Genomic DNA, 21,107 nt, shown 5'->3' with positions numbered 1-21,107 from the left:
TTTCAATTAAAGTTTTTTATGCGGCTGAAAAATTTCCCGTATAATATCATTCCCAAGGAAATGAAAACAAACACAAAAACGCATCTTTTCTCCGAAAAGAAAACATGCGTCATGCGCTGCTTTAGCTTGATTCCTTCATTACGTATAAGTCGGGTTGGTCGGAGTCATCGTTCTCGGCTCCCGCTCCGCCTGTTTAATAAAACGCAGTTCGTTTCCTGTAAAGCTGCATACCTGGCATTGAATCATCGGCTCGCTGTCTTGAATCTGCTGCGGCTCGTCGACTTCCTGAACGTTGCCGGTCACGGCATCCTTCATAAACCGCTGATTAAAACTGGAAATGATGCTGAATTTGACGCGATTGGATCGGCAGTTCGGACAAAAATATGGTTTATCCTGCATTGTCATCACCTCATTACATGGTATATCCAGTTTTCATCCGGTTAAACCTTCCAAAGGTGAAACTTTGTGCACATCGCCTCGCTTAGCGAATGACTTGCGTAATAGAGCTGCAGACGTTACAATAATTTCAAAATGATACGGCCGATAAGGAAGCACCTTTTGCCAATGGAAGCGACAGACTCCCGTGGAAGAGGTGTTTTTAGTTATGTATGGAAAAGTAATGAGCGCTTGCCTGCATGGCGTGGATGGAAGACTGGTGGAGGTGGAGGTCGACCTGAGCAACGGACTTCCCCAGATGCATATCGTCGGCCTGCCCGACAGCGCCGTCAAGGAATCGATGGAACGCGTCCGCGCCGCGATCAAAAACTGCGGCTTCACCTTCCCGCTGCAGAGAATCACTATCAATCTGGCTCCGGCCGATATTCGAAAGGAAGGCTCCGCCTTCGATGTTGCGATCGCTCTTGGCATTCTGGCTACCAGCGGACAAATTACGCTTCCCGATGCCGGACAGACGCTGATTCTCGGAGAGCTGGCTTTGGACGGCTCGATCCGGCCGGTTCCCGGCGTCCTCTCCATGATCGCGACAGCCAAGGAACAGGGGATCCGGCGCGTTATTGTCCCCCGCCCCAACGCAGCGGAGGCTTCTCTTATAGAAGAAATCGAGATCGGCGCTTTGTCTCATATTCAGGAGATGAGAGACGGAATGTCCTGCACCTTCGATGCTTCTGAGGCAAAGCCGTCCTCCCCAGCCGGATTCGCTGCTTTGCCAGCCAATCCGGAAGATTTCAGCGACGTGTTCGGCCAGCTTCATGCCAAGCGGGCGCTGATGATCTGCGCTGCCGGGATGCACAATATTCTACTCGTCGGTCACTCCGGGAACCGGGAAAACGATGCTCGTGAAGCGGCTTTCGACCATCCTGCCCGCGATGACCGAGCAGGAGTCTTTAGATGTAACCAAAATTTACAGTGCCTCCGGCAAATTCGCCGACCGCAGCCGGCTGATCCGGGAGCGTCCGTTCCGCATGCCTCACCATACGGTGTCCAGCGCCGGCCTTGTCGGCGGGGGCTCCGTTCCGAAGCCCGGCGAAATCAGCCTCGCCCACCGGGGCGTCCTTTTCCTCGACGAGCTGCCCGAATTTTCCCGCGCTGCGCTCGAGGTGATGCGTCAGCCTCTGGAGGACCGCCAGGTGACCATCGGACGCGCGCGGGCCGTGTATGTGTTTCCGGCCCATTTCATTCTGGCCGCTTCTATGAACCCCTGCAGGAGTGTGCCGGAACCCACAACAAGAAGCCATTTCGTTAAAAATCACTGAGGACTTAGTTGATGAACTCATGATCTCATATACCTACTATTATAATGGAAAAAGAAAAAAGCGGCAGAAATAAGCCACTTTACTCAAGAAGGTCTAAAAGAATTATGTTGTCATGGGTCTCGATATATTTGTAGATTCCGTCCAATGTTATTGGTTCCGACAACGATTTACAAATGGTTCTTTCATTTGTTACTTGGTTAACAGGAATTTGTTTGCAAAATGGACACGCATGATTAATGGAATGATAAACATAAGCAGGTTCCCATTCTCCATATAAATAATTCATTTCGAATTCATAGACTATATTAGGTGCTTCATGAAAGATGACATTAAGTGAAGCACATTTGTAGTTATACTCATCTTGAAAAATGTTAACATCGATTAACGATTGAAATGTAGGAATATCGATCTCCCCCTTTTATAGTCACATTAAAAAGGAGCGGTTTATATCCGCTCCTACCGTGCCTATTCCAACTCGAAATACTCACGTCTAATACGATCTCTTGTGATTTCTCCAACTTCATCGAAAATCTTCAAAAGTTCATTGTAAGTATTTTTGTCGTTTCCAATTTTATTCCAAAGAGCAGAACCAATTAAAACATAATTTTTATCGTCCATATCAAAGAAATTTGCAGGGATTTTATGGCTTTGAGCCATATAACTGTTGCCTTCTTTGGCTGGATTGTAAGGAAGAGCCAGATAAGCCTTATAATCTTTGTTTGCAGTTCTAAGGAAAAGCAAATTCATTTTAGCGGCCGCAGTCTGATCCTTATTGGGTTTTACAGTTTTAAAGGAATAGAATTCTTTTGTTCCATCCGTACGTTTAACATATAAATCGCTAATTATTTCTATTTCAACTGTAGCATCATGATCCGTATTCCTTAACTTCTTTAATTCATCCTTTATATCAGGAGTCACTACTTTTTTACCCTTTTCCTTTTTCTGACGATTAACAATTTTATCAATAGTATCACGTTGATGTGTATTTAGTTTAATTGTTTTTTTATATTGATTTTTTGCTGAAGCACCAGTTCCTTCAGCAATTATTTTAGCAACTTGTTCAAGTATGCCTTGGCCTAAGGAAGTGACAAACGAGCGTTCAAACTTAGACCCCCGCCAAACCTCTGAAGGAACGATTCTTGCTCCAAAAGGATTTACCTCTATTATTCCTTCTTCATCGTATGGATTATTTATTGTCATATCCTCGATTTTTTTGTCCATGGCATCCATGATATGTTTCTTTACCTTTTTTCTTGTTTCTTTGTCCATGTTTGCCCCCTGCGTTTACTCATCGTTGATTAAAGCCCGAAATACTCCGTCCGAATGCGTGCCCGCGTCACTTCACCGACTTCTTCAAAAACCTCAAGAAGTTCGTCAAACGTGTTGTCATCCTCACCAATTCGATTCCAAAGGTCGGAACCAATTAGAACGAAGTCCCGGTCATCCATGTCGAAGTACTTGTACGGAATTTTGTGCGATTGTGAACCGTAGGAGTTACCTTCCCCCGCTGGGTTGTGCGGAAGCGCGAAGTATGCGTCACAATCAGGATTCGCCACTTTCAGATACAGAAGGCTCTTCTTTGCAATGGCGCTCTGATCCTTATTTGGCTTCACCGTCTTGAAACTGTAGAATTCTTCGTGCCCGTCGGGGCGACGTACATACAAGTCGCTAATAACGGATACACGCACAGTGGAGTCGATATTCAATCCCCGTAAATTGTTGATCTCACGGTGAATATCGGGTACTGCGTCCGCTCTAACAGCACCTTGCCGCTCGACCGTCTGCTCGATTGTTTGCGTCTGGAATGTGTTGAGTGTGAGCACGCTTGTATGCTGATTTTCGGCGTAAGCCCCGGAACCGACGGCAATAATTTTGCCCAACTGCTCGAAGATTCCCTGCCCCAAAGTCGTGACGAAGGAACGCTCGAATTTGCTACCCAACCACACTTCGTTTGGAACAATTCGCGACCCGAACGGGTTGTTTCGCAGCACTGCATCCTCATCGAACGGATTTTCAAGCGTCAAACTGCGGATCTTGCGATCCATTGCGAATTGAATGTGATCTTTTACAAGTTGCCGTGTTGTATGGTTCATCTTATACCCTCCAGTTGTCATCTGCATCTGTTAGGAGTATAACCTAAACGGAATCCGCTGTCTAGGACCTAAATTGGAAATAACCATACAAAAAAGGACCTAAAAAAAAGATCCTACCTATTACAGGCAGGATCTTCATGACTTACACTTCAATAAATTCCTTCATCACGGCTACTTCTTTGGCTGTAGCGGCCACTTCTTGCATTGCCTTATGCACGCTAGTACCGCGTGTCCGTTTTGTCTTGATTTGTGCGTCATCCTTCGCTACCGCCAATAATGCTTGTCCAATTGCTTTTCCTAAGCCAATGGGAACCGCATTTCCGATCTGACGGTATAAATCATCAACTGCTCCTTCAATTTTCCATTTATCCGGGAACTGTTGGATACGTGCATATTCTCTTACAGATAACGGTCTGTCTTTCGTTGGGTGGCAAAGAAGGGTTGCTTTCTGCACCGGACTTGTAACAAGGGTTGGGGACGGCTGATTGTAGTCGAGTCTTCTGTAGAAACCTGTCTTACCCCCACCGCTTTCAAATGCTCCACCCATAGCAGCCTTTTGTAGTTCTACCGGCAAGTCTCTCCAATTACCACCCATTGGAACCTGCTTAAGGAACTCAACTCTATCTGCAGAAAAAGAACCACAAAGTCCGGGGTCATTTTCTAATTTTTTTATTGCTTCACCCAATGTTTGCCATCTGTATTTCGGATCTTGATGCTTTTGGAAATGTGTAGGGTGAGGAAGGAAGATATCCTCATGATCTCTTGAACCAATAATGATTAGCCGCTCTCTAAATTGCGGAACACCGAAGTGAGCGGCATCCAGAACATCATGAACTAACTTATACCCGATATCCTCAAAGGTCTGTTTGATAATCTTAAATGCCGAGCCGGGCATTTCTTCCGGTGTATAATCTTTAGGGTTTTTGCCTTTCTCCGGCTTCTTAATGGAAGCAGACATTAATCCTTTAACATTTTCCATTACAAAAAATCTTGGCTTAATTGTTCTAATTACATGAGCGAATTCCATAAACAAACTTCCACGAGGGTCATCAATGGATTCCCTCTTACCAGCCGTTGAGAATGCTTGACATGGAGGCCCACCGACAACTGCGAATACATCTTTCTTTTTTAATTTTGCTTTCTTTAAAAGAAAATTACATTCAGGATCTTCTTCAACTAATTTCTTAATATCTCCCAAAATAAAATTCTTCTTGTTCGCCTCTGCTGTTTTCCCGCATGACTCATCTACATCCTGTGCTACTTTTATTTTTAGACCGGCTGCTTCCAGTCCTAAGTCCAATCCCATTGCTCCGCTGAACAGGGAAATTACATTGTATGCCAAAATTCTCACTCCACTTCCTATATAGCCTTCTATCTTATCACTTGTGGAGTTATTATACCATGTAAAACTTAATAGGTCCATACCCCAAATGTAACAAAAAAAAGAAGCGGTTTAGTCCGCTTCCTTCATTAAATAGCACCTCGGTTTCTTTGGTGACGTAGACATAATGCTGCTCCGAGGTTCTTCATACTCCAATTATAGATTTTCTCAGTTAATTCAATACCACACTCTGCACAACCTGGTTTCGTCTGAACAGGAAGTTGCGGACTTGGTTCTCTCTCCTCTTGCCGCGGCTGCTCTTGTTGGTTCTGCGGTTTGGCATGGAAGATACACGGAATTCCAAAGAGGCTGGCACTTTTAACTAATGCCAAAGCGGAAGCAGATTTGAAACAGTCTCCTACTCCTTTGTTCTCCTCAATCAGTGTTGAACCGTAACCTTCCTTTGTGATTTCGCATATAGTCAGGCTCCCCAAGACAATAATTTCGTCCCTTATTTCCTTGCTTTCCTTTATAATGAATTGCCATTTGTCCGGGCCGCACTCATTCAACCTAATAACGAGTGAATCCGAAGGGACATAGTTGAAATACATTCCCTTGCGGCCCTTTCTCTGCTTGATTTCAGATTGGCTAAATGGTCTGCATAGTTGTTCCCAATTCACCTAAAACCACCTCACAAAGAGTTCTTTTATGAGCATTCCAAGAAACAACAGACAACTGAGCATGAACATGACTGCTATAATGTACTGCCCAACCAGCCATGCTTTATTGTCAAATGTTTCGTATTTCCAATTGTGCTTTATCTTGTCCCATCGTTCCATAGTCTCTGTTTCTTTCCGCATCTGAAATGGTAACGTAAGAACGAACATAAGCACAACAAGGATCACAACACCTAAATACTTCATGCAAATCCTCCCGTATTAAAAAAGTTAGGCCGGAGATCCCCGGCCTTGTCTTTAGTGAGTGATGCTGTTTACTACAATCATGATAGCAAGCAAAGCCAAAGTTGTAAGCAGCGCCTTTACGAACAAATTGCAGATCTTAGCGAACTTTTTTGCTGTCATTGTAAAACCTCCCTATTATATTTGTTTTTTCGAATTTTGGAGACTGGCCAGTCCTCAAAAGCCTTACTTTACATTCAGCACAACTGCAACAATCATAACCACCACGAAGTACAAGAATGCTATTTTCCCAAACGGGTTATTCTCTTCCATGTGACTCCTCCTAAACTGAGTAGTAAAACGACTGACAAAAACAAAAAGAGACCTACCCAAACAATAGGGTGTGATCCCAAATTGTCTGTGGTAAGCCTCTTTTGTCTGCAGTAAATACGTTTCCTACCCTACACTTCAATAAATCAGGACTAAACCCTTTTTTATTTATCCTATTATTTTCTCCTATTTTGATTTGGGTCGATTCAGACTGATATTCAAGCAGATATCCTCATTTAAAATAAAAGACTAATGGATATCTATTTTAGGGAGTGGATTTTCTATTAAAAGATTTTTCTTATGAGAGTATGATCTCCTGTAGTTTGATTTTATTTTTATAATTTAAGTGTTATAAAACGAAAAAAAATCCCCTCCGCAGTGGGAGGGGAAATGCTTATTTATCCTTGTTTTCACCTTTAGCAAAGCCTAGTGCCTTTACATAAAACTGAATTAACAAGTCAATTTGTTCATCTGAAATCTTGTCCCGCAGGTTGAATTCTTTAATAACCGTGCGGATCACGTCTTTTGCGAAGGTATGACGGTTGATTCCGTACTTATCATGCGCGAATCCCATGAATTTTTCCTCTGCCTGGTGTATTCCAAGGATAACTGTTTGCTCAATTTCACCGTAAAGACCAACTCCAACCTTCTGTTTTACTGCATCTTTGATGGAATTCATCTGATTTTGGATGACTGGAGAATACTTCTTGCTAAAATACACCCATCCGAAAGCCAAAAGAGCAGCCAAAGCACAACCTACAACAACATAAATATTAATATCCATTATTATCAACCCCTTTCTATTAGGTATGGATATGAACCGTTATTAAAAGTATTGAAGTACCTATAAAATGATTTTGAACTACTTATAAAATCGAATAGGAAGTACTTAATATTCAATAATAACGGTTATGAATAGATTTATTTAATAATGTTAAGTATTAGCCATTGATAACCTTATCCCATGTTTTTGGGCCGACAATTCCATCCTCGGTCAAACCGTTCTTCTTCTGGAACGCACGAACAGCAGTATCCGTTAAAGAACCATAACTTCCATCAACAACAAGACCCCCCAAGGCTTTCTGGAGGGTCTTAACGTATTGGCCGGTTGAACCTTTTCTTAGTGTTGGATATTTACTTACATCTATCGCAGGCTTTATTGCAGGTGTTGGTCCAAATACAGTCTTTCCAGTGTTGTGTTCCTTAACGAAAGCACTATCCCACCGTCTGCAAAAATCAACGGCTGCATAGTAATCATTAAAACCTGACAAATAAGTGCTTGTACTAAACCCTACTGATTTTGACTGATAAACTTCGTAAGCATAAACCTTCCCTGTTGGTAGAGAGTTTTCGGTCTTTACACCCTTCAATTCATTCCAATACTTAGTTACTCGGTCTACAACCATGCTCCAATTGTATCCGAACCTTGCTAGGTAATCGTGAGGGTCATCGTGAGTTGTTCCTCCCAGATGTTTTGAAACAGCAGCGTGGCTCCATAAGGTTCCTTTTCCCGTTTTTTCTGCATCGATGACAGGTAAATCAAATTGAACTAACTTAGCCGCGGCATAGAAGCACCAGCGATCAAAACTTGCTTCAAAATCCGCTTTTGTCTTGTGGTGACAAAGTTCAATTCCCATCAGGAATCTGTTCGCCACTGCACCTGCTCCGTAACAAATATATCTGGGATCTGCAATCTCAACAATGTTATCTTTATCTGCAAAAGCATTCACAAAGGCGTTCAAAAAATTTCTACTCATAAAAGCAATCTCATTCCAAATTGTAGACTTTTCATTATCAGTTTCATGCATGACAATGCCCTCTGGCTTCCCGTTACGGTATGACTTCTTTGGAAGCCCTTCAATATACTTAAATTGAATTTCATACTTCATCTTATTTTCCTCCTTTCTTTATAAATAGATCCGGTAAGGAATTAATGATATCCATTACTCTTTTTGCACCCGGAAGTCCCATTTTTTCAGCAGTTTCTAATAAAGAAAGCAATTCTCTAGTTACAACAAGGATAAACAATGTGAATGTTGCACTTTCTGAAATCATGCTAATTGCTGGATATACCTTCAAAGAAATAAAAGTAACCAATGATAAAACTAAAAAAGGAAAATATGCTGCAACTAATTTCGTTACGGTGTTTCCCATTTTGTCACTTTTAACCTTTTCTTTTTTGGTTAACAAAAGTACGTGTATGAATTTTAAAAAGAAATCAGCAAAAATTGCTATTGTCATAATAACGATCATTACTACGAATTTCTCCATTAAGCCATCAGTCATGGCCAAACCAAATGGGGTTAGAATAATTTCAACTACATATGTGTAAGCCTTGCTCAACAATAAAATTAATCTTTGAAAAAACAATACCACTGTATCCATGCGAAAATCCCTCCCCTCGCAGCACCTCCAAATAAAAAGAGAGCAGCCTATAAAGACTACTCTCAAGTATGAAATCTGAAGGAAAACTGGACATTTCCTATAATTAATATATAGGATTTGTCCGAAATTTCTTCAGAAATAGGGGTTAGGACTCCCCGTCCCCTTTTTGTAATTCAGTTTTTAATTGCTTGATTTCTTCCCGCAATTGTTCGTTCACTTCAAGTACCAAATCAATTTTTTGGTTTAACTCTTGTAGTTGTGCTTCCTTTTCTTGCTTGTTTTTGAGTGTTTCAATTTGAATAAAACCCATAATACTAATCACCTCACTCCATGCCACCAAACGCATATGCAATTATTTCATAGTCATGCTTTGCCGCTATCTTAATCCTTAAACTCTGTCCAGACGGTTGGGTTGTAATATTAACTAAATCCTCTGCGTTGGACAAGGAACTCCATGTTGTTCCGTTGTTGCGGCTAAAGTAAAAACCTACGAGTTCCCCATATTGATTGGAATATGCTGTCAACAATCCGTAAGCCCAGTTTAGAATTTTAGTCGTTGTTAGTTCCTTACTAACGAATATCCAAGGTGTTTGATTAAGAGGATCGCTCGGATTATACTCACCGTTTCCTTTGTATTTAAATCTCCATGCACTTATGCTGTTGTCCATCTGATAGGTGGCTTCGTTCAGCATATTGACCACAACTACACTTCTTATTGGGTTGATGAGCAAGTTGTTTTCTGTATCCTTAAGAATTTCAATATAGTCAAAGAAGGATTGATAGTCTGCCACCTTCCTTCCAACAAAATTAAAATCATTGCTACCTGTAAAGGCTTTGCTATCTAAATTTATCTTGTACACATTCTCCTTGTAACCACTCGGATACATTATTATAAGTTCATTGTCTTTCACAAAACTTTTTGCATGAAATATTGTTGCTGTTTAGCCCCCTAGAGAACTTGGACACTAAGAGTGTGTATGGTTTACACTATTAGTGATAGGGGCTGATGAAATGACAAGAAATAAACATTCAAAAGAATTTAAGAAGCAGGTTGTCAAAGAAGCAATAGAAACCGGGAATAAATCCGCGGTGGCGCGCCGCTATGAGATTGCGGTCAATATGCTTCACCGTTGGGTGAAAGAATTCGAAGAAGGCAAGTACGGTGAGACATCACATGATGCCGTTACAGGATTGGAATCGAAAGTGCTGGCTCAGGAAAACGATCAATTAAAGAAGTTGCTTGGTGAACAAGCCCTAGAGATTGCGATCCTTCGTGGCTTAATAAAAAAGAAAAACCCTCATTTGCTGACAAAGTTGAAGTAGCGGACAGCTACATTAACCAGGGATATGCCGTAACGCTTGTGCTGCGTTTGGTCCAAATTCCGAGATCCAGCTACTACTACCATAAGTTCAGTAAAGTAGTGGAGAAAACAGTAAGTGAGGGGCGCCAAGCACCCGGATATTCCATTCAGCAAGACGGCACCAAAGTGGCGGATGCTCAGATTCAGGAATGGTTAATGGAACTGGTAGCTGGGGACGGCTATACGTATGGCTATCGGAAACTAACCGTGGCGCTACGCCGGGAATACGGCCTTGTGATTAACAAAAAGAAAGTCTACCGATTATGCAAAGTGCTGGACATTCTGCGCCCACAGCGAAAAATTCACTCTAAATACCCGAGGAAACTTGCTCGAAACCGGATCATTACGGCCTCTAATCAACTTTTTGAGACCGATATTAAATATGGCTACATTGTAGGTGAGGATCGCTTCTTTTTTATTCAATCCTGCTTAGACGTCTACGACCGCTCAGTGGTCGCTTTCCACATTGGCTTACGTTGTGAAGCTACCGATGTGGTACGGACCCTGCAAACGGCCCTATTTAAACGTCAGTTGTTTGAGGCAGAATTAAAGCCTGTCATTCGTTCCGACAATGGACCTCAATTTGTCTCACATGTTTTTGAAGCAGCTTGTAAAGGCTTTGAAATAGAACATGAACGGATTCCACCGAGAACGCCGAACATGAATGCACACATTGAGTCTTTCCACCGGTTGCTGCAGGACGACTGTTTAGCTCGATATGATTTTGAGTCCTACAGCGAAGCCTATGAAGCAGTCACCGAGTTCATTCGATTCTACAATGAGCGGCGAATCCATTCCAGCATCCGGGATATGTCGCCAGACCAATTCTATGAGCAGAACCTGATTAAACCGATCCCAATTAAAGAAGTTCGTGTATAACTTAAGAAACTAAGCCTGGATGAGTAAGGGTGAGCTTGTGTCCAAACTCAAGGGGTTAATCCGGTTGGAACCACACCTTGAATAATGTCTTCACTTATTACAATGTCTGTTCCGTTAGTTACAAAATATTGATACAACTCACGATACTCCGGTATAAAATGTATAAATCTATTAGTTTGAGGATTATATGCTCTTTGAGTACTACTTTCATCCAATTGCCACATGCCCCAATAGGATCTGATCATATTGTTATTTGCGGGATTATATATAAAGAAGTCTCCGTCATTGTTGTAGCCACCATTGAAGGCCAAGACATTATAATTGCTGTCCCACCACATGATGTTTCCATCAATCATAGTAGTCGGGAGGTCTCCAACAGCAATTACTTCTTCGAAGGAAAAATTGGTTAAATCTAAAGCAAATAAGCGAAATTCAGCGAATAAATATGTTGTAAAATAATATTTGTTCCGTGATAATGCAAACGCACCCGTGAATTCTGAAGAACCCTCAACGATTTCTCTATTCTGAATCTCAATTTCTACAGGTTCAGACACGCCACTTCCATATTCAGAGAACCTAATAAGCCTAAAATCCCTCGTTAATAGATAGACGACAGCATACCAATCGTTACCCCACTCAGACTTTGTTGGGACGTAGAAGATCGAGCCCCCTTCTGAGAGCATAGGATTTTGAACATCTGTTGTAAATACAGGTCTTTTGTTGACTGCAGTAGTACTCTTAATTGTCCCTGTACTCCAATCATAAAAGCAGTTTATGCTTAACTCCGCATCTAACCCATCCCCGTCTTCAAGAGTGTCCGTAACAAAATTATTCATTTGGGCAATAGGTTTTGTGGGGTCTTCTTTTTCTCTAAAAATCCTGTCATTAAGTGTGTTCTTCATTAAATTCAAATCTGTATTCTTTAAATTGTTCCTTATTTTTGTTAGTTCCGCAGATATGTTTGCCCCTACCCCTTGTTCCAGCGCAGTAACCCTTGTCTTCAAGTTAGTAATTTCAGTTGTATTGCCACTAATCGAAGTCTCTAGTGTAGGGATTTTATCTACATTTGCTTGATTCTTTTTCATTTGAAGTTCTGTGTAAGCCTGGCTTTGTCCAGACCCCACAGACGTCGAAGAACTGCGCCTACGCCTTTCCTTTTTAATCATGTCCCGAACAACTTGCTTCTGCTGTTCGGTTATCTTTTTAATTAAATCATCCAAAAGAAGCACCTCCTTTCCTTTACGTGTCCATCATATTGATGGAGAAATCATATCCAAGATTGTCAGAATGCAAGCCAATCCATGCTTTCATATTCTGCATGTAGAAGTAACCGGAAGTATACGGACTGGAAACACTTAATCCAACAACATCATAAACATCTAACCAATAGTAACCTTTGATGGAGCCTGCAACGGTTGTAGTTGTTCTACAAACTTTTCTGAGGTAATATTGCCCTATTTCTCTTACTTTGCTTTCGGCAATATTGCCGCTTTGAATCATAGGGGTAATGTCTAACTCATACACTGCGATACGCCTCATTTGTTGCTGTGCCTCTTTGTCCTCCACGGTTATGAATTTTATTTTGTCATCTTCATCTTCAATTTGACTGTCTATTAAGACGTTTACACGATTTTTGGTTTGTTCGGTACTTGGACCATTCCGAGTAATATCTCCAAAGAAGTCGTTGTCTGTTAGAGTTATAACAGGGTTTGTTGTCGGTACTATGTCTACTGTTCGAATAACACCGAAGCGGTCACAGTACATCTTTGTGCCAGATACATTTAGAATTTCTAATATGTTGTCCAATACGGTGCTTCGTCTGTCTAATTCCAAATTGTCTACTTCAATTGCAAAAGGATTAATAACGTATGATGGAACACCGCACATGTCTAATAGTTGTCCAACCAAATACGACGCGCTGAAACCTTCCCACTTTTTTTCATTCACATTCGCTTGTCTTGCAAGATAGAGCATGTCCTCGCAATCCAAACTTAGGATTTTCCCAGAAAACGAATGGTTCTTTAATACTCCGGTAAAAACTGTTTCATATCTGTAAGAAGGATCGGATATTTGGTTGTCCCCAATTTTTAATACAATCATCTTGTTAACGAGGTTGTATTTACTAGAAAATGAAAAAATCCCGGAATACGGGACTTGGGTCGTTGAATCTATTCCATTTTTGCTGAAGTATTCTCCCGTGTTGCTTAACTCTATGCGGGCAGTTCTGCTTACCCCATCACCAATGAGATAATCCCATTCCACATAGCGAATTCGCTCTTCAGGGATATCTGCAATTTTTACAGTGTTACGGTTATCTGTATAAGTTACTTTTGTATCTCTTTTATTGCAGTAATAATCCAAAGAAGAATAAATGTAGTAAACCATTACCTTGCCATTCTCAACTATCATACGGTGATCATTCACACGTATCATAGTTTCTTTTCCTTCTGTTCCGAATACTTCGTATCCACTCCAATATTTGCACTCGGTTATGCTCGTTAAAATAAGATATCCGTTACTATTCTTGTACTTAATTAGAGCATGGAACTTGTCACCTGTTGCTTGGTAATGAAGATGACTTACATGATAGTTAGTGCTTCCTTGTAGGGTCCATGCAGACGCATTCGTAGTAGCATAGAAGAAAGTACGCCCCTTACTATCGTTTCGCGTGTCGTTCACCGCCGCGGCCAATATGACTTTGTTTGACTTAGTTGCTACTGTTATATTGCTAAGATCGGGAAAGTCCTTCATTACGGAAGTTGCGGTTGCTGCGAGTGTGTTTGTTGTTGTATCAAATTTCTGTATTAATATATTCATTTCTCGGTGATAAGCAATGTATAAAGCATTGTTTTGAACGAAAGCATGGAAGACATATTCCTTCTGCATTAGTCTTACATCTGCTTCTTGGGTAAGCACTCCGTTTGCTTCATCATAAGCAAGAATTTTGCAACGAATTTCGGCTGTCTGTAATCCCGATCCTGGAACACTTCCTGAAAGTGGGTCAGTATAGCCCAGTTGCCCTAAGTTCGTCATACCTCCCCAAGCATAAAAGAAGTAAATCTTGTTGTTAAAGTACACAGGGCAGTATTTTACCGGCTTATATACATTGACTCCCTGTGGAAGTGTCAGGTTCGGCAATTTTAATGGAGAACTCCAAGTTGAACCTTCATCTGAACTAATTAAGTACGCCAGCCCAAATCCAATTGTGTAGTCACTATAAATCACTTCTGTATTGAAGGGAGTAGAGATATAGGACAGGGTTTGAAAATTTATGATTTTGTTATTTATGCGGATAGGACAAACATGTGTTAAAGGTATGTTCTGGATAGGGTCATAGAAAATCCTCTTATACTCCCCCGAAATAACAGAAACATTTGCTTCAGGAGCAAGAGTTCTTTCTATCCCGCCGGTCATGTCGTAAAGTTCAACCTTTGCCGTAAAACTATGCTTATTACCTTGCAGTTTTGCTTTTAATTGAGCATTAAAGTTTTGCATCACACCACCACCTTCTGTAATGGGATAGTGAATGTATGGTGAGTATCATATGAGTCTTCAACATACGGCATTTTTATTGAGGCAGGAACCCGAAATGTCCCAACAAGCACTCCATTCTTATAAAGTTGAATATCATCACAATTTTGGGCTGCTGCTATTAGGGCATCAACCAGTTCAGGTTCATAAACATCTAGTTGAATTTCTAAATCCATTTGTCCAGTCGTTTTTATGAATACGGTATCCGTTTTTCCACCAGCCGTTGACCGTGTCTGTGAATTAACTACAGGACTAGGTTCATAACTAAGTATTTCATCAGTTCTGTATTCTCCTCCGGGATATTTAAAGGTAAGTACCATGCCATTCACTCCTTTCTAAAAACAAAAGGAACAGGTTCCCCTGCTCCAATTAAATTCTTGAACTGGAGTTAAGAGTCGCCCCTCCGCGTCCAGTGTTCTTGCTTAAATCCGTAAGTACTTTTGTCATCGTTGACTCAATCAACTTCATTATTTCTTTTGGATCGTCCGTTTTAGGAACAACAAAAGTAATACCACCGAGATTGTTGGTAATATTCTGCTTGCTTCGTTCAGCAGAAGCAGTCGCTGCTTGTTTTGCGGATTGACCACCCGTTATATCCATCATTTTTCTTAATGTGGGCATTTCAACGAAATCTACACGATCCGGAGTTCCATAATGCCATTGGAAGCCACTCGATTCTTTTTTCTTTTCCTTTTCGTCATCAAAAATGTCTGAACCATAATAAGGAGAAAGAGTGTTGTCATTCGGTGTTTCTGACCAGTCCGAGTCATCTTCCATTTTGTAGAGTTGTCCAGTTTCTTCGTCAACCTCGTACCCTTTTTTCTTTAACTCATTCAGTTTTTCTTGATTTAATTCAGCACCGATATCTTTTCTATTCCAGTTTGTGCCGAAGCCACCTAAACCAATCATTTCTAATGTAGAGTCTAAACCCTTAATAGCCGCATTCCACGGGAGCAAATGTTTAGCACTCCACTTGCTGTCAGAAACACTTGTGAAATAATCATTAACTTTATTCCCTAAATATCCATCATTAGCATTTAGTGCTGCTGTTGTAAGGCCATAAGAAGCCACACCAGCACCAACGGCTGTCGCTCCACCAACCAGTTTCGACGTAAGACTTAGGGTTTTGAAATTTTGAGTGAGTCTGCCTAATGCCCCATCGAGAACCGGAAACCTTCCAAGAATAGCACTAAGGTTCTGAGAGAACCTTCCCATGCGGGTCGTTGTACTACCCAATCTATTGCTAAGTCGTTCAAAATCTGCACTCAAACGGGTGCTTTCATGACCGCTTATTCTGTTTCTCATGTTCCCGAAGAATGACCCTACACCAGTGGCGGCAAGAGTTCCCCAGAGACCTGATGAACCGGCTGCGGCCGTTGCTGTTGAAGCAGCAGTTGATCCCGCAGCGGCAATCGTGCTACCACCCTTTAACAACTGTATACCACCTTTAACTTTCCGGGTCATCCCCCAAACCTTCATACCAGCACCACCTAGTATAGAAACAGCACCACCCCAAACAACTATAGCCGCTATAAGTTTTTGCAACCAGTCGGGCAATGCATTTACTGCTTTCAATACACCATTCAAGACTTCAACTAAATCAGCAAGAACTGGAGTAATATTGCGTCCCAATTCTACAAGTTCGGCATCTAGTCGCTCTTTTGCAGCCATATATTTCCCTTCGTCTGTTTTCATTATTTTGTCATAGGCTTCGTCCACCATACCATCCCGATTATTCATATTCTTGATGGACTCGTTCAACGCACGTCCATTGTTGTTTATCAACGTTTCAAGATATTTTTTTGTATTTACTTGTCCAAAAAAAGAACCGCTTTGAACATGCTCGGTCGCTTCTGCGTCACCTTCCATGCTCTTTAATGCTTCATAAACTTCAGCCGCTTTAAGGGAGGTTTGAATGGCACCGTTTCGCTTCATATACCCTGTATCTAAGTAATCAAATTGCTTGTCTTGGAACTGAGGTTGTTGGTTCAAGTAGTGAATTGCTTCGTTTAACTCCATATTTTTATTCAAATCCAAATAATCGACCATGAACCGTTGAGTCATTGTAGCCGCCTTTGCAGGACGGTGGGTCTTGGATACCGCTCCGTATAACGTGAACATTTCCTTGTATGCTCGTTCTGAATCAGGATCTCCATTACTAAACCAAGGTGCAATTTCACTTATATAAGGAGCCAATTCACTCATTTCGGCTTTTGATGTCTTTACCATCGCATACATGGAATCCATGAAATCTGACATTTTGTCTTTATTATCAAGGTTAAAGTTAACAAAGCCCGTGCTCATCGTGCTGGACATAACAGTTGGATCAACTAAGAATCCCATGCTTCCTTTACCCAACAAATCCATATCAGGCTCAAAATTCTTATACGAGTCCATAACTGAAATTGCATCATACATCCCACGTGAGAAACTACTTGCATTTACACCGTACTTCTTAGCGGTACTAAGGGCTTTATCCTGCATGTCTCTATATCCCTTGGAATCCATGTCATCTTCAAGAACGTAAATACGAAGTTGGTTCTTTGCGAATTCTTCGTATTTATCACTAAGACTTTTTGCCCCATAAATAGTCGCACCACCAGCAGCAATCATCTGATTACCAACACTATTAAGAGCGTTGCCTGACGTGATAAGATCATTTGCATTAGTTGAAGCACTGGCTGTTGCAGAGGCCGTTGCCTGGGCGGTTTGTTGAGCCGTCCTAGCCACTGTTTGGGAATTTCGGGTGTAAGTAGTCAACTGTGTATTCAAGCGGGAAATTGCCTGTGCTTGGCGGGTGTAGTTTGATGTTTGTTGTTGTGCAATGCTTACATTTCTATTCATGTGGGTGTTCATTGTATTGAATGAGTTCCCCAATTTCTGATTAATTGTAGCCACTTTTGATATGCCTTTTTCCAATTTAGAGATCGCCGCTTCCATTTTCTTCATTGAATTTAATGGTTTTTGAAGGGACTTATCTAAACCAGTTCCCATCTTGTTAGTCATTTGATTAAGTTTGTTTAACTGCTTTTCAATTCGGGCAAGGGCTTGTAGGAACGGTTTATCATCCAATTCAGCACGCATACCTAATCGCTCTTGAGTATTAGACATAAAATGCACCTCCTTTCTCCCTACTACCTAAAGGAATAACTAATTTGGTGTTGATTTTTATTTTCTTTTTCTTCCTGTTCCTTTTGATACTCCATGTCATCTTCATGTATGGCTTCTTTTAAATACATGAGGAAGACTTCTTGTAGATCATTAAGAACCTCAATACCATAACGGTGTCGAAAGATATTGCTATGCTCATCCTCTGCCATTCGTTGATAGTTCTTCAGAAAGGGAAGTTTCTCTATCAACTCTCTTACTTTTTTTTATCCGTTTCTTTCTGCAACGCATTGTATTCTTCAAGCGCAACTTCTAACAATTCTTCATCGTCTTGTGCTTCATCTGCGGTTGCCCAAACAGGCTCTTCGGTGTTAGCAAGAAGCACAATCTTAGAAAGCAAGAACGCATTTTCATCGACACCGGCCAATACTTCTGCGGTGTCTTGATATTGCAGTTGCTCAGATTTACTTGGATAAGCAATCAATTCTTGTTTGTCAGGGTTATATTTCAAGGTTTTAAGAATGTCTTTTATTTTGGCTTTCTGCTTGTTCATTTTTTCGATAACCGCAACTTCTTCTAAGGAAACTTTATCTAAATCGTATCTAGTTTGCTCCTTACCGTTTTCATCCTTTTCTACTTTTTTAGTTTGAATGTAGTACTGTGGTGGGAACTTTGCTTTGTTCTTTTCAATGTATAATTCAATCTCGGAATACGATGGCTGGCCTTGATCCAACCAATAGCGGACACGTGCATTTCTGTATCTATTCACTGCGCTTTCAGTTTCACGATTAGGCAGTTTGATTAGATACCATTTATCTTTATATTTAAATTGGCTTCCACCCTCAACGAATACACGTTCAAACTTGGATTTAGCCTCTTTTTCTTCAACGTTATTTTGAACTTCAATATTTTCAGTCATAATGACATACCTCCTACTATAAAGTAATGTTTTCTCCTGGTTTCTCACGAATTCTCAATATTTCAACTTTGACAGCTTGAGCGATAATAGTGGAGAATGCGGCCTGTGCAACTGATTGAAGTCAGAGCGTAGGCGGGAATAGAGCTTAGGATATCAGATTCCAAAACTGTGGATTATTCGGTATGATCGCACAGTTGGATATCCACATTCACCCTCGAGGTTTACCCTCCCATGTCACGCTGGGTCTATGCCCTCACATTCCTTCGTTCTACCTCTCAAGGGGTGGATGCCGATTCTTGCTCCTTTACGGGGTCGTTGCCCTTATGGAATATTGTTCGTCGGCTTCTCCGGTGCTTCCGTTGTCATAGTTGTTCACTTGTGAATAATGCGAGATTCCAGGTATTTGCTTTCTTGCTCTAAGCAGCCTCTTGCTGTATCTGGTAGCTCCTAACGGGACCCATAACGTCAATTGCGTTGTACTCTCTTTGCTTTGTCCCCAGCGTGTGCAGAACTCGAATGAGTTTGCCACACAAGGCGATGAGGGACTGCTTTTTCTTGAGTGGATTTTGGCTTCGCGTTGTATAGTGCTTGTGAAGCGACTTAAAAGCCTCATTCTTAGCCACCATTGGCATCACCGCGCGGTACAAGAGCGCTCGCAGGCGTGATCGTCCTCGCTTGCTAATTCCCGTCTTGCCCTTGCGTTTACCCGAGCTGTTCTCTTTGAGGTTTAGCCCGGCGAGTCGAATAATTTGTTGACCGTGATCGTAGTTGTTTAGATCCCCAACCTCAGCTAGAAATCCAGCCACGGTAATCGCTCCAACTCCCGGTACGGTCAGCATTTGTATTACTCCAGGAATGTTCTCCAGGATCCGCATGACTTGCCCCATAATGGATTCCAGTTGATCGTTAAACAGGTCGAACTGCCCGAGCAGCGTATGAAGTTCCATTCGAGCCGCGACGGCGCCTTCTACCAGTCCGATAGACGCAACAGCGACAGCGTATAGCTTTTCTGCACGCTTGATCCCCACGCCACGCTTCACGTCCGTCTTCCAGTGAGCCAGGACGTCTCTGGCCCCCTTGGCGACGATGTCTGCCGGCAACGGAAATGCCCTCATCGTCATGAGCGAAGCTTTGCCGTCCCAATCCTTAAAGACACCGATGTACTCCGGAAAAAACCTGTCAAACCAGTTGCCGATGCGACCTTTCACTTGCGTCAAGCTGGCCGACACCTTCTCCCGCAGGTTCATCAGGATTCGTAAATCTGCGTATTCTTTTGTAGGCAATTTCGGCTCCGAGTACTTCCCGTTCCGAATGAGATCCGCAATGACTTTGGCATCTTTATAGTCGCTTTTCGTCTGCGAGTTGTCCTCAAGTTCTTTCGTCTTGCTGACATGATGCGGATTGACGACAACGACCTGAATGCCTTGTTCCTGCAGAAATGCTGCGAGCGGGAACCAATAGTGTCCGGTTGGCTCAATTCCAAACACAATATCAGTCTTGCCATGTGTTTGTCCGAGCTCCTTCATCCACGTCGCCAGTTTTGTCAACCCTCCCTGATCGTTGTGGAACACGCAATCCTTGCCCAGTTCAATTCCACGAAAATCTACTGCACGCGCTACATGAATCTTCTTGGCAATGTCCGCACCGACAACCAGCGTCGAATCGGTAATTCGTGTAATCCGTTGATTCTGTTTCTGTTTTAGCTTATGCTTCATAGTAGGTGCCTCTTTTCGTATGTGGGTTTTGTTCTTTTGGTCGAGAACAACGATTCCCAGTATACAAGAGGCGCTTTTTTCGTTCAAAGCTCAAATTACTTCATTACAGGAATGGCTCCTTTAAAATAGAAAAACGGAGAACAGTATGTCTGCTCTCCGTTAAAAGTTACTCTGTTGGCACTGCTTTTAATGTTGAAACATAAACGACTTTTGCTTTTTGGCCTGTTGTAGAGACCAAAGATGAAACTTGAATTTCTGATTTCCCACCGGTTGCTCCTACTGTGACAGTGTACAAGTCTTCAGATAAAATTTTCTCTCCGATACGAAGAAGCATTACATCTGATTTATCGTTTAACTGATACTTGAGAGTGATTTTTCCACCTGTAATTGTAGCAACCTCTTCCGTTGCCACGTAATTACTGTAAATACGCTCATAGCCCCAACCAGTGAAGCCGAATTCGTATTGTTGGTATTGTGCTGAGTTCTCTTTCTTAGGAACTCCGGTATCCTTAATTACAGCAACAGGAATTACTTCCGTATAGACAATTGCTCCTGTCTCGTCCGTGTTCACAACCTTAATATCTGACTCAGGTGCATACTTAACACGTTTCCCGTCAGCAGTTAATTTTCCTCTGATTACGTCAAATTCACGGATATCTGTTTCATCTATAACAATATCACCGTTCACCGACTCTGTAATTGCACGCGCATTTTTAGGAACAAGCGATCCCATTTTCTTGCGAACATCTTCGCTTGAATTTGGTGTCATCCCGAAATCTGGAACCATATGAGTAATGGGTTTACCATTCATATAAATTGATTGATTATTAATCATTATTTTTCCTCCTTCCTAA

General features: G+C 41.7%; 19 protein-coding genes and 1 pseudogene. 2 read left to right on the top strand and 18 right to left on the bottom strand.

The window, feature by feature from the left end; genetic code table 11:
* Positions 1-138 precede the first annotated feature (138 nt).
* Positions 139-399 carry a hypothetical protein gene (locus ACHHV8_RS11290; protein ID WP_395158356.1) on the bottom strand — a complete coding sequence of 87 codons (261 nt, stop codon included), beginning with the start codon at positions 397-399 and terminating at the stop codon, positions 139-141.
* 205 nt (positions 400-604) lie between these two features.
* On the opposite strand from ACHHV8_RS11290, the pseudogene ACHHV8_RS11285 reads away from it, so the two are divergent.
* Positions 605-1,661, top strand: a pseudogene (locus tag ACHHV8_RS11285) (YifB family Mg chelatase-like AAA ATPase); the annotation flags it as partial.
* Positions 1,662-2,177: 516 nt separating this feature from the next.
* On the opposite strand, the gene ACHHV8_RS11280 reads toward ACHHV8_RS11285, so the two are convergent.
* From ACHHV8_RS11280 to ACHHV8_RS11240, 9 genes are all read right to left on the bottom strand, one after another.
* Complete coding sequence (locus ACHHV8_RS11280; protein ID WP_395158355.1) at positions 2,178-2,981, bottom strand: TdeIII family type II restriction endonuclease; 804 nt, start codon at positions 2,979-2,981, stop codon at positions 2,178-2,180.
* 29 nt (positions 2,982-3,010) lie between these two features.
* Entirely contained in the window at positions 3,011-3,805 is a 795-nt protein-coding gene (locus ACHHV8_RS11275; RefSeq protein ID WP_395158354.1) for a TdeIII family type II restriction endonuclease, read from the bottom strand.
* Positions 3,806-3,947: 142 nt separating this feature from the next.
* Positions 3,948-5,147, bottom strand: coding sequence for a DNA cytosine methyltransferase (locus ACHHV8_RS11270; RefSeq protein WP_395158353.1), 1,200 nt, complete (start codon positions 5,145-5,147; stop codon positions 3,948-3,950).
* A gap of 128 nt (positions 5,148-5,275) precedes the next feature.
* Positions 5,276-5,806: an RAD52 family DNA repair protein gene (locus tag ACHHV8_RS11265; RefSeq protein WP_395158352.1), complete on the bottom strand. Its 531-nt coding sequence runs from the start codon at positions 5,804-5,806 to the stop codon at positions 5,276-5,278.
* A 943-nt stretch (positions 5,807-6,749) separates the two neighbouring features.
* Positions 6,750-7,139, bottom strand: a complete 390-nt coding sequence (locus ACHHV8_RS11260; RefSeq protein ID WP_395158351.1) for a hypothetical protein — start codon at positions 7,137-7,139, stop codon at positions 6,750-6,752.
* A 157-nt stretch (positions 7,140-7,296) separates the two neighbouring features.
* Positions 7,297-8,244 carry a peptidoglycan recognition protein family protein gene (locus ACHHV8_RS11255; RefSeq protein WP_395158350.1) on the bottom strand — a complete coding sequence of 316 codons (948 nt, stop codon included), beginning with the start codon at positions 8,242-8,244 and terminating at the stop codon, positions 7,297-7,299.
* 1 nt (position 8,245) lies between these two features.
* Positions 8,246-8,740, bottom strand: coding sequence for a phage holin family protein (locus tag ACHHV8_RS11250; RefSeq protein ID WP_395158349.1), 495 nt, complete (start codon positions 8,738-8,740; stop codon positions 8,246-8,248).
* Positions 8,741-8,885: 145 nt separating this feature from the next.
* Complete coding sequence (locus ACHHV8_RS11245; RefSeq protein ID WP_395158348.1) at positions 8,886-9,050, bottom strand: hypothetical protein; 165 nt, start codon at positions 9,048-9,050, stop codon at positions 8,886-8,888.
* A gap of 13 nt (positions 9,051-9,063) precedes the next feature.
* Positions 9,064-9,600 (bottom strand): hypothetical protein, encoded by a 537-nt coding sequence (locus tag ACHHV8_RS11240; protein WP_395158347.1) that lies wholly within the window; start codon positions 9,598-9,600, stop codon positions 9,064-9,066.
* Between the two features lie 151 nt (positions 9,601-9,751).
* Here ACHHV8_RS11240 and ACHHV8_RS11235 point away from each other — a divergent pair.
* Positions 9,752-10,980 (top strand): IS3 family transposase gene (locus ACHHV8_RS11235; RefSeq protein WP_395156174.1). Its coding sequence is split into 2 segments (ribosomal slippage): positions 9,752-10,040 and positions 10,040-10,980, totalling 1,230 coding nucleotides; the frame shifts between segments, so codons are not numbered across the junction.
* Between the two features lie 47 nt (positions 10,981-11,027).
* Here the strand turns inward: ACHHV8_RS11235 and ACHHV8_RS11230 are convergent.
* The 8 genes from ACHHV8_RS11230 to ACHHV8_RS11195 form a co-directional block, all read right to left on the bottom strand.
* On the bottom strand, positions 11,028-12,200 hold the full coding sequence (locus tag ACHHV8_RS11230) for a hypothetical protein (RefSeq protein ID WP_395158346.1): 1,173 nt from the start codon (positions 12,198-12,200) through the stop codon (positions 11,028-11,030).
* A gap of 19 nt (positions 12,201-12,219) precedes the next feature.
* Positions 12,220-14,475: a hypothetical protein gene (locus ACHHV8_RS11225; RefSeq protein ID WP_395158345.1), complete on the bottom strand. Its 2,256-nt coding sequence runs from the start codon at positions 14,473-14,475 to the stop codon at positions 12,220-12,222.
* A complete protein-coding gene (locus ACHHV8_RS11220; RefSeq protein WP_395158344.1) occupies positions 14,475-14,831 on the bottom strand; it encodes a hypothetical protein in 357 nt (118 codons plus the stop codon). The genes ACHHV8_RS11225 and ACHHV8_RS11220 overlap by 1 nt, the downstream gene beginning before the upstream one ends.
* 49 nt (positions 14,832-14,880) lie before the next feature.
* A complete protein-coding gene (locus ACHHV8_RS11215) occupies positions 14,881-17,622 on the bottom strand; it encodes a hypothetical protein (RefSeq protein ID WP_395158343.1) in 2,742 nt (913 codons plus the stop codon).
* A 23-nt stretch (positions 17,623-17,645) separates the two neighbouring features.
* Entirely contained in the window at positions 17,646-17,831 is a 186-nt protein-coding gene (locus tag ACHHV8_RS11210) for a hypothetical protein (RefSeq protein WP_395158342.1), read from the bottom strand.
* Positions 17,832-17,875: 44 nt separating this feature from the next.
* Complete coding sequence (locus ACHHV8_RS11205; protein WP_395158341.1) at positions 17,876-18,538, bottom strand: hypothetical protein; 663 nt, start codon at positions 18,536-18,538, stop codon at positions 17,876-17,878.
* Positions 18,539-18,954: 416 nt separating this feature from the next.
* Positions 18,955-20,253: an IS110 family RNA-guided transposase gene (locus ACHHV8_RS11200; RefSeq protein WP_395158340.1), complete on the bottom strand. Its 1,299-nt coding sequence runs from the start codon at positions 20,251-20,253 to the stop codon at positions 18,955-18,957.
* A 166-nt stretch (positions 20,254-20,419) separates the two neighbouring features.
* The gene (locus ACHHV8_RS11195; protein ID WP_395158339.1) at positions 20,420-21,088 is read right to left on the bottom strand and encodes a hypothetical protein; all 669 of its coding nucleotides are present in this window, start codon (positions 21,086-21,088) and stop codon (positions 20,420-20,422) included.
* Positions 21,089-21,107: the final 19 nt, after the last annotated feature.

It is taken from the genome of Paenibacillus sp. TAB_01 (assembly GCF_043945595.1).
Classification (GTDB): domain Bacteria; phylum Bacillota; class Bacilli; order Paenibacillales; family NBRC-103111; genus Paenibacillus_S.
Note: the sequence above shows the minus strand (reverse complement) of the source record. Positions and strands in the feature narration are given on the sequence as shown.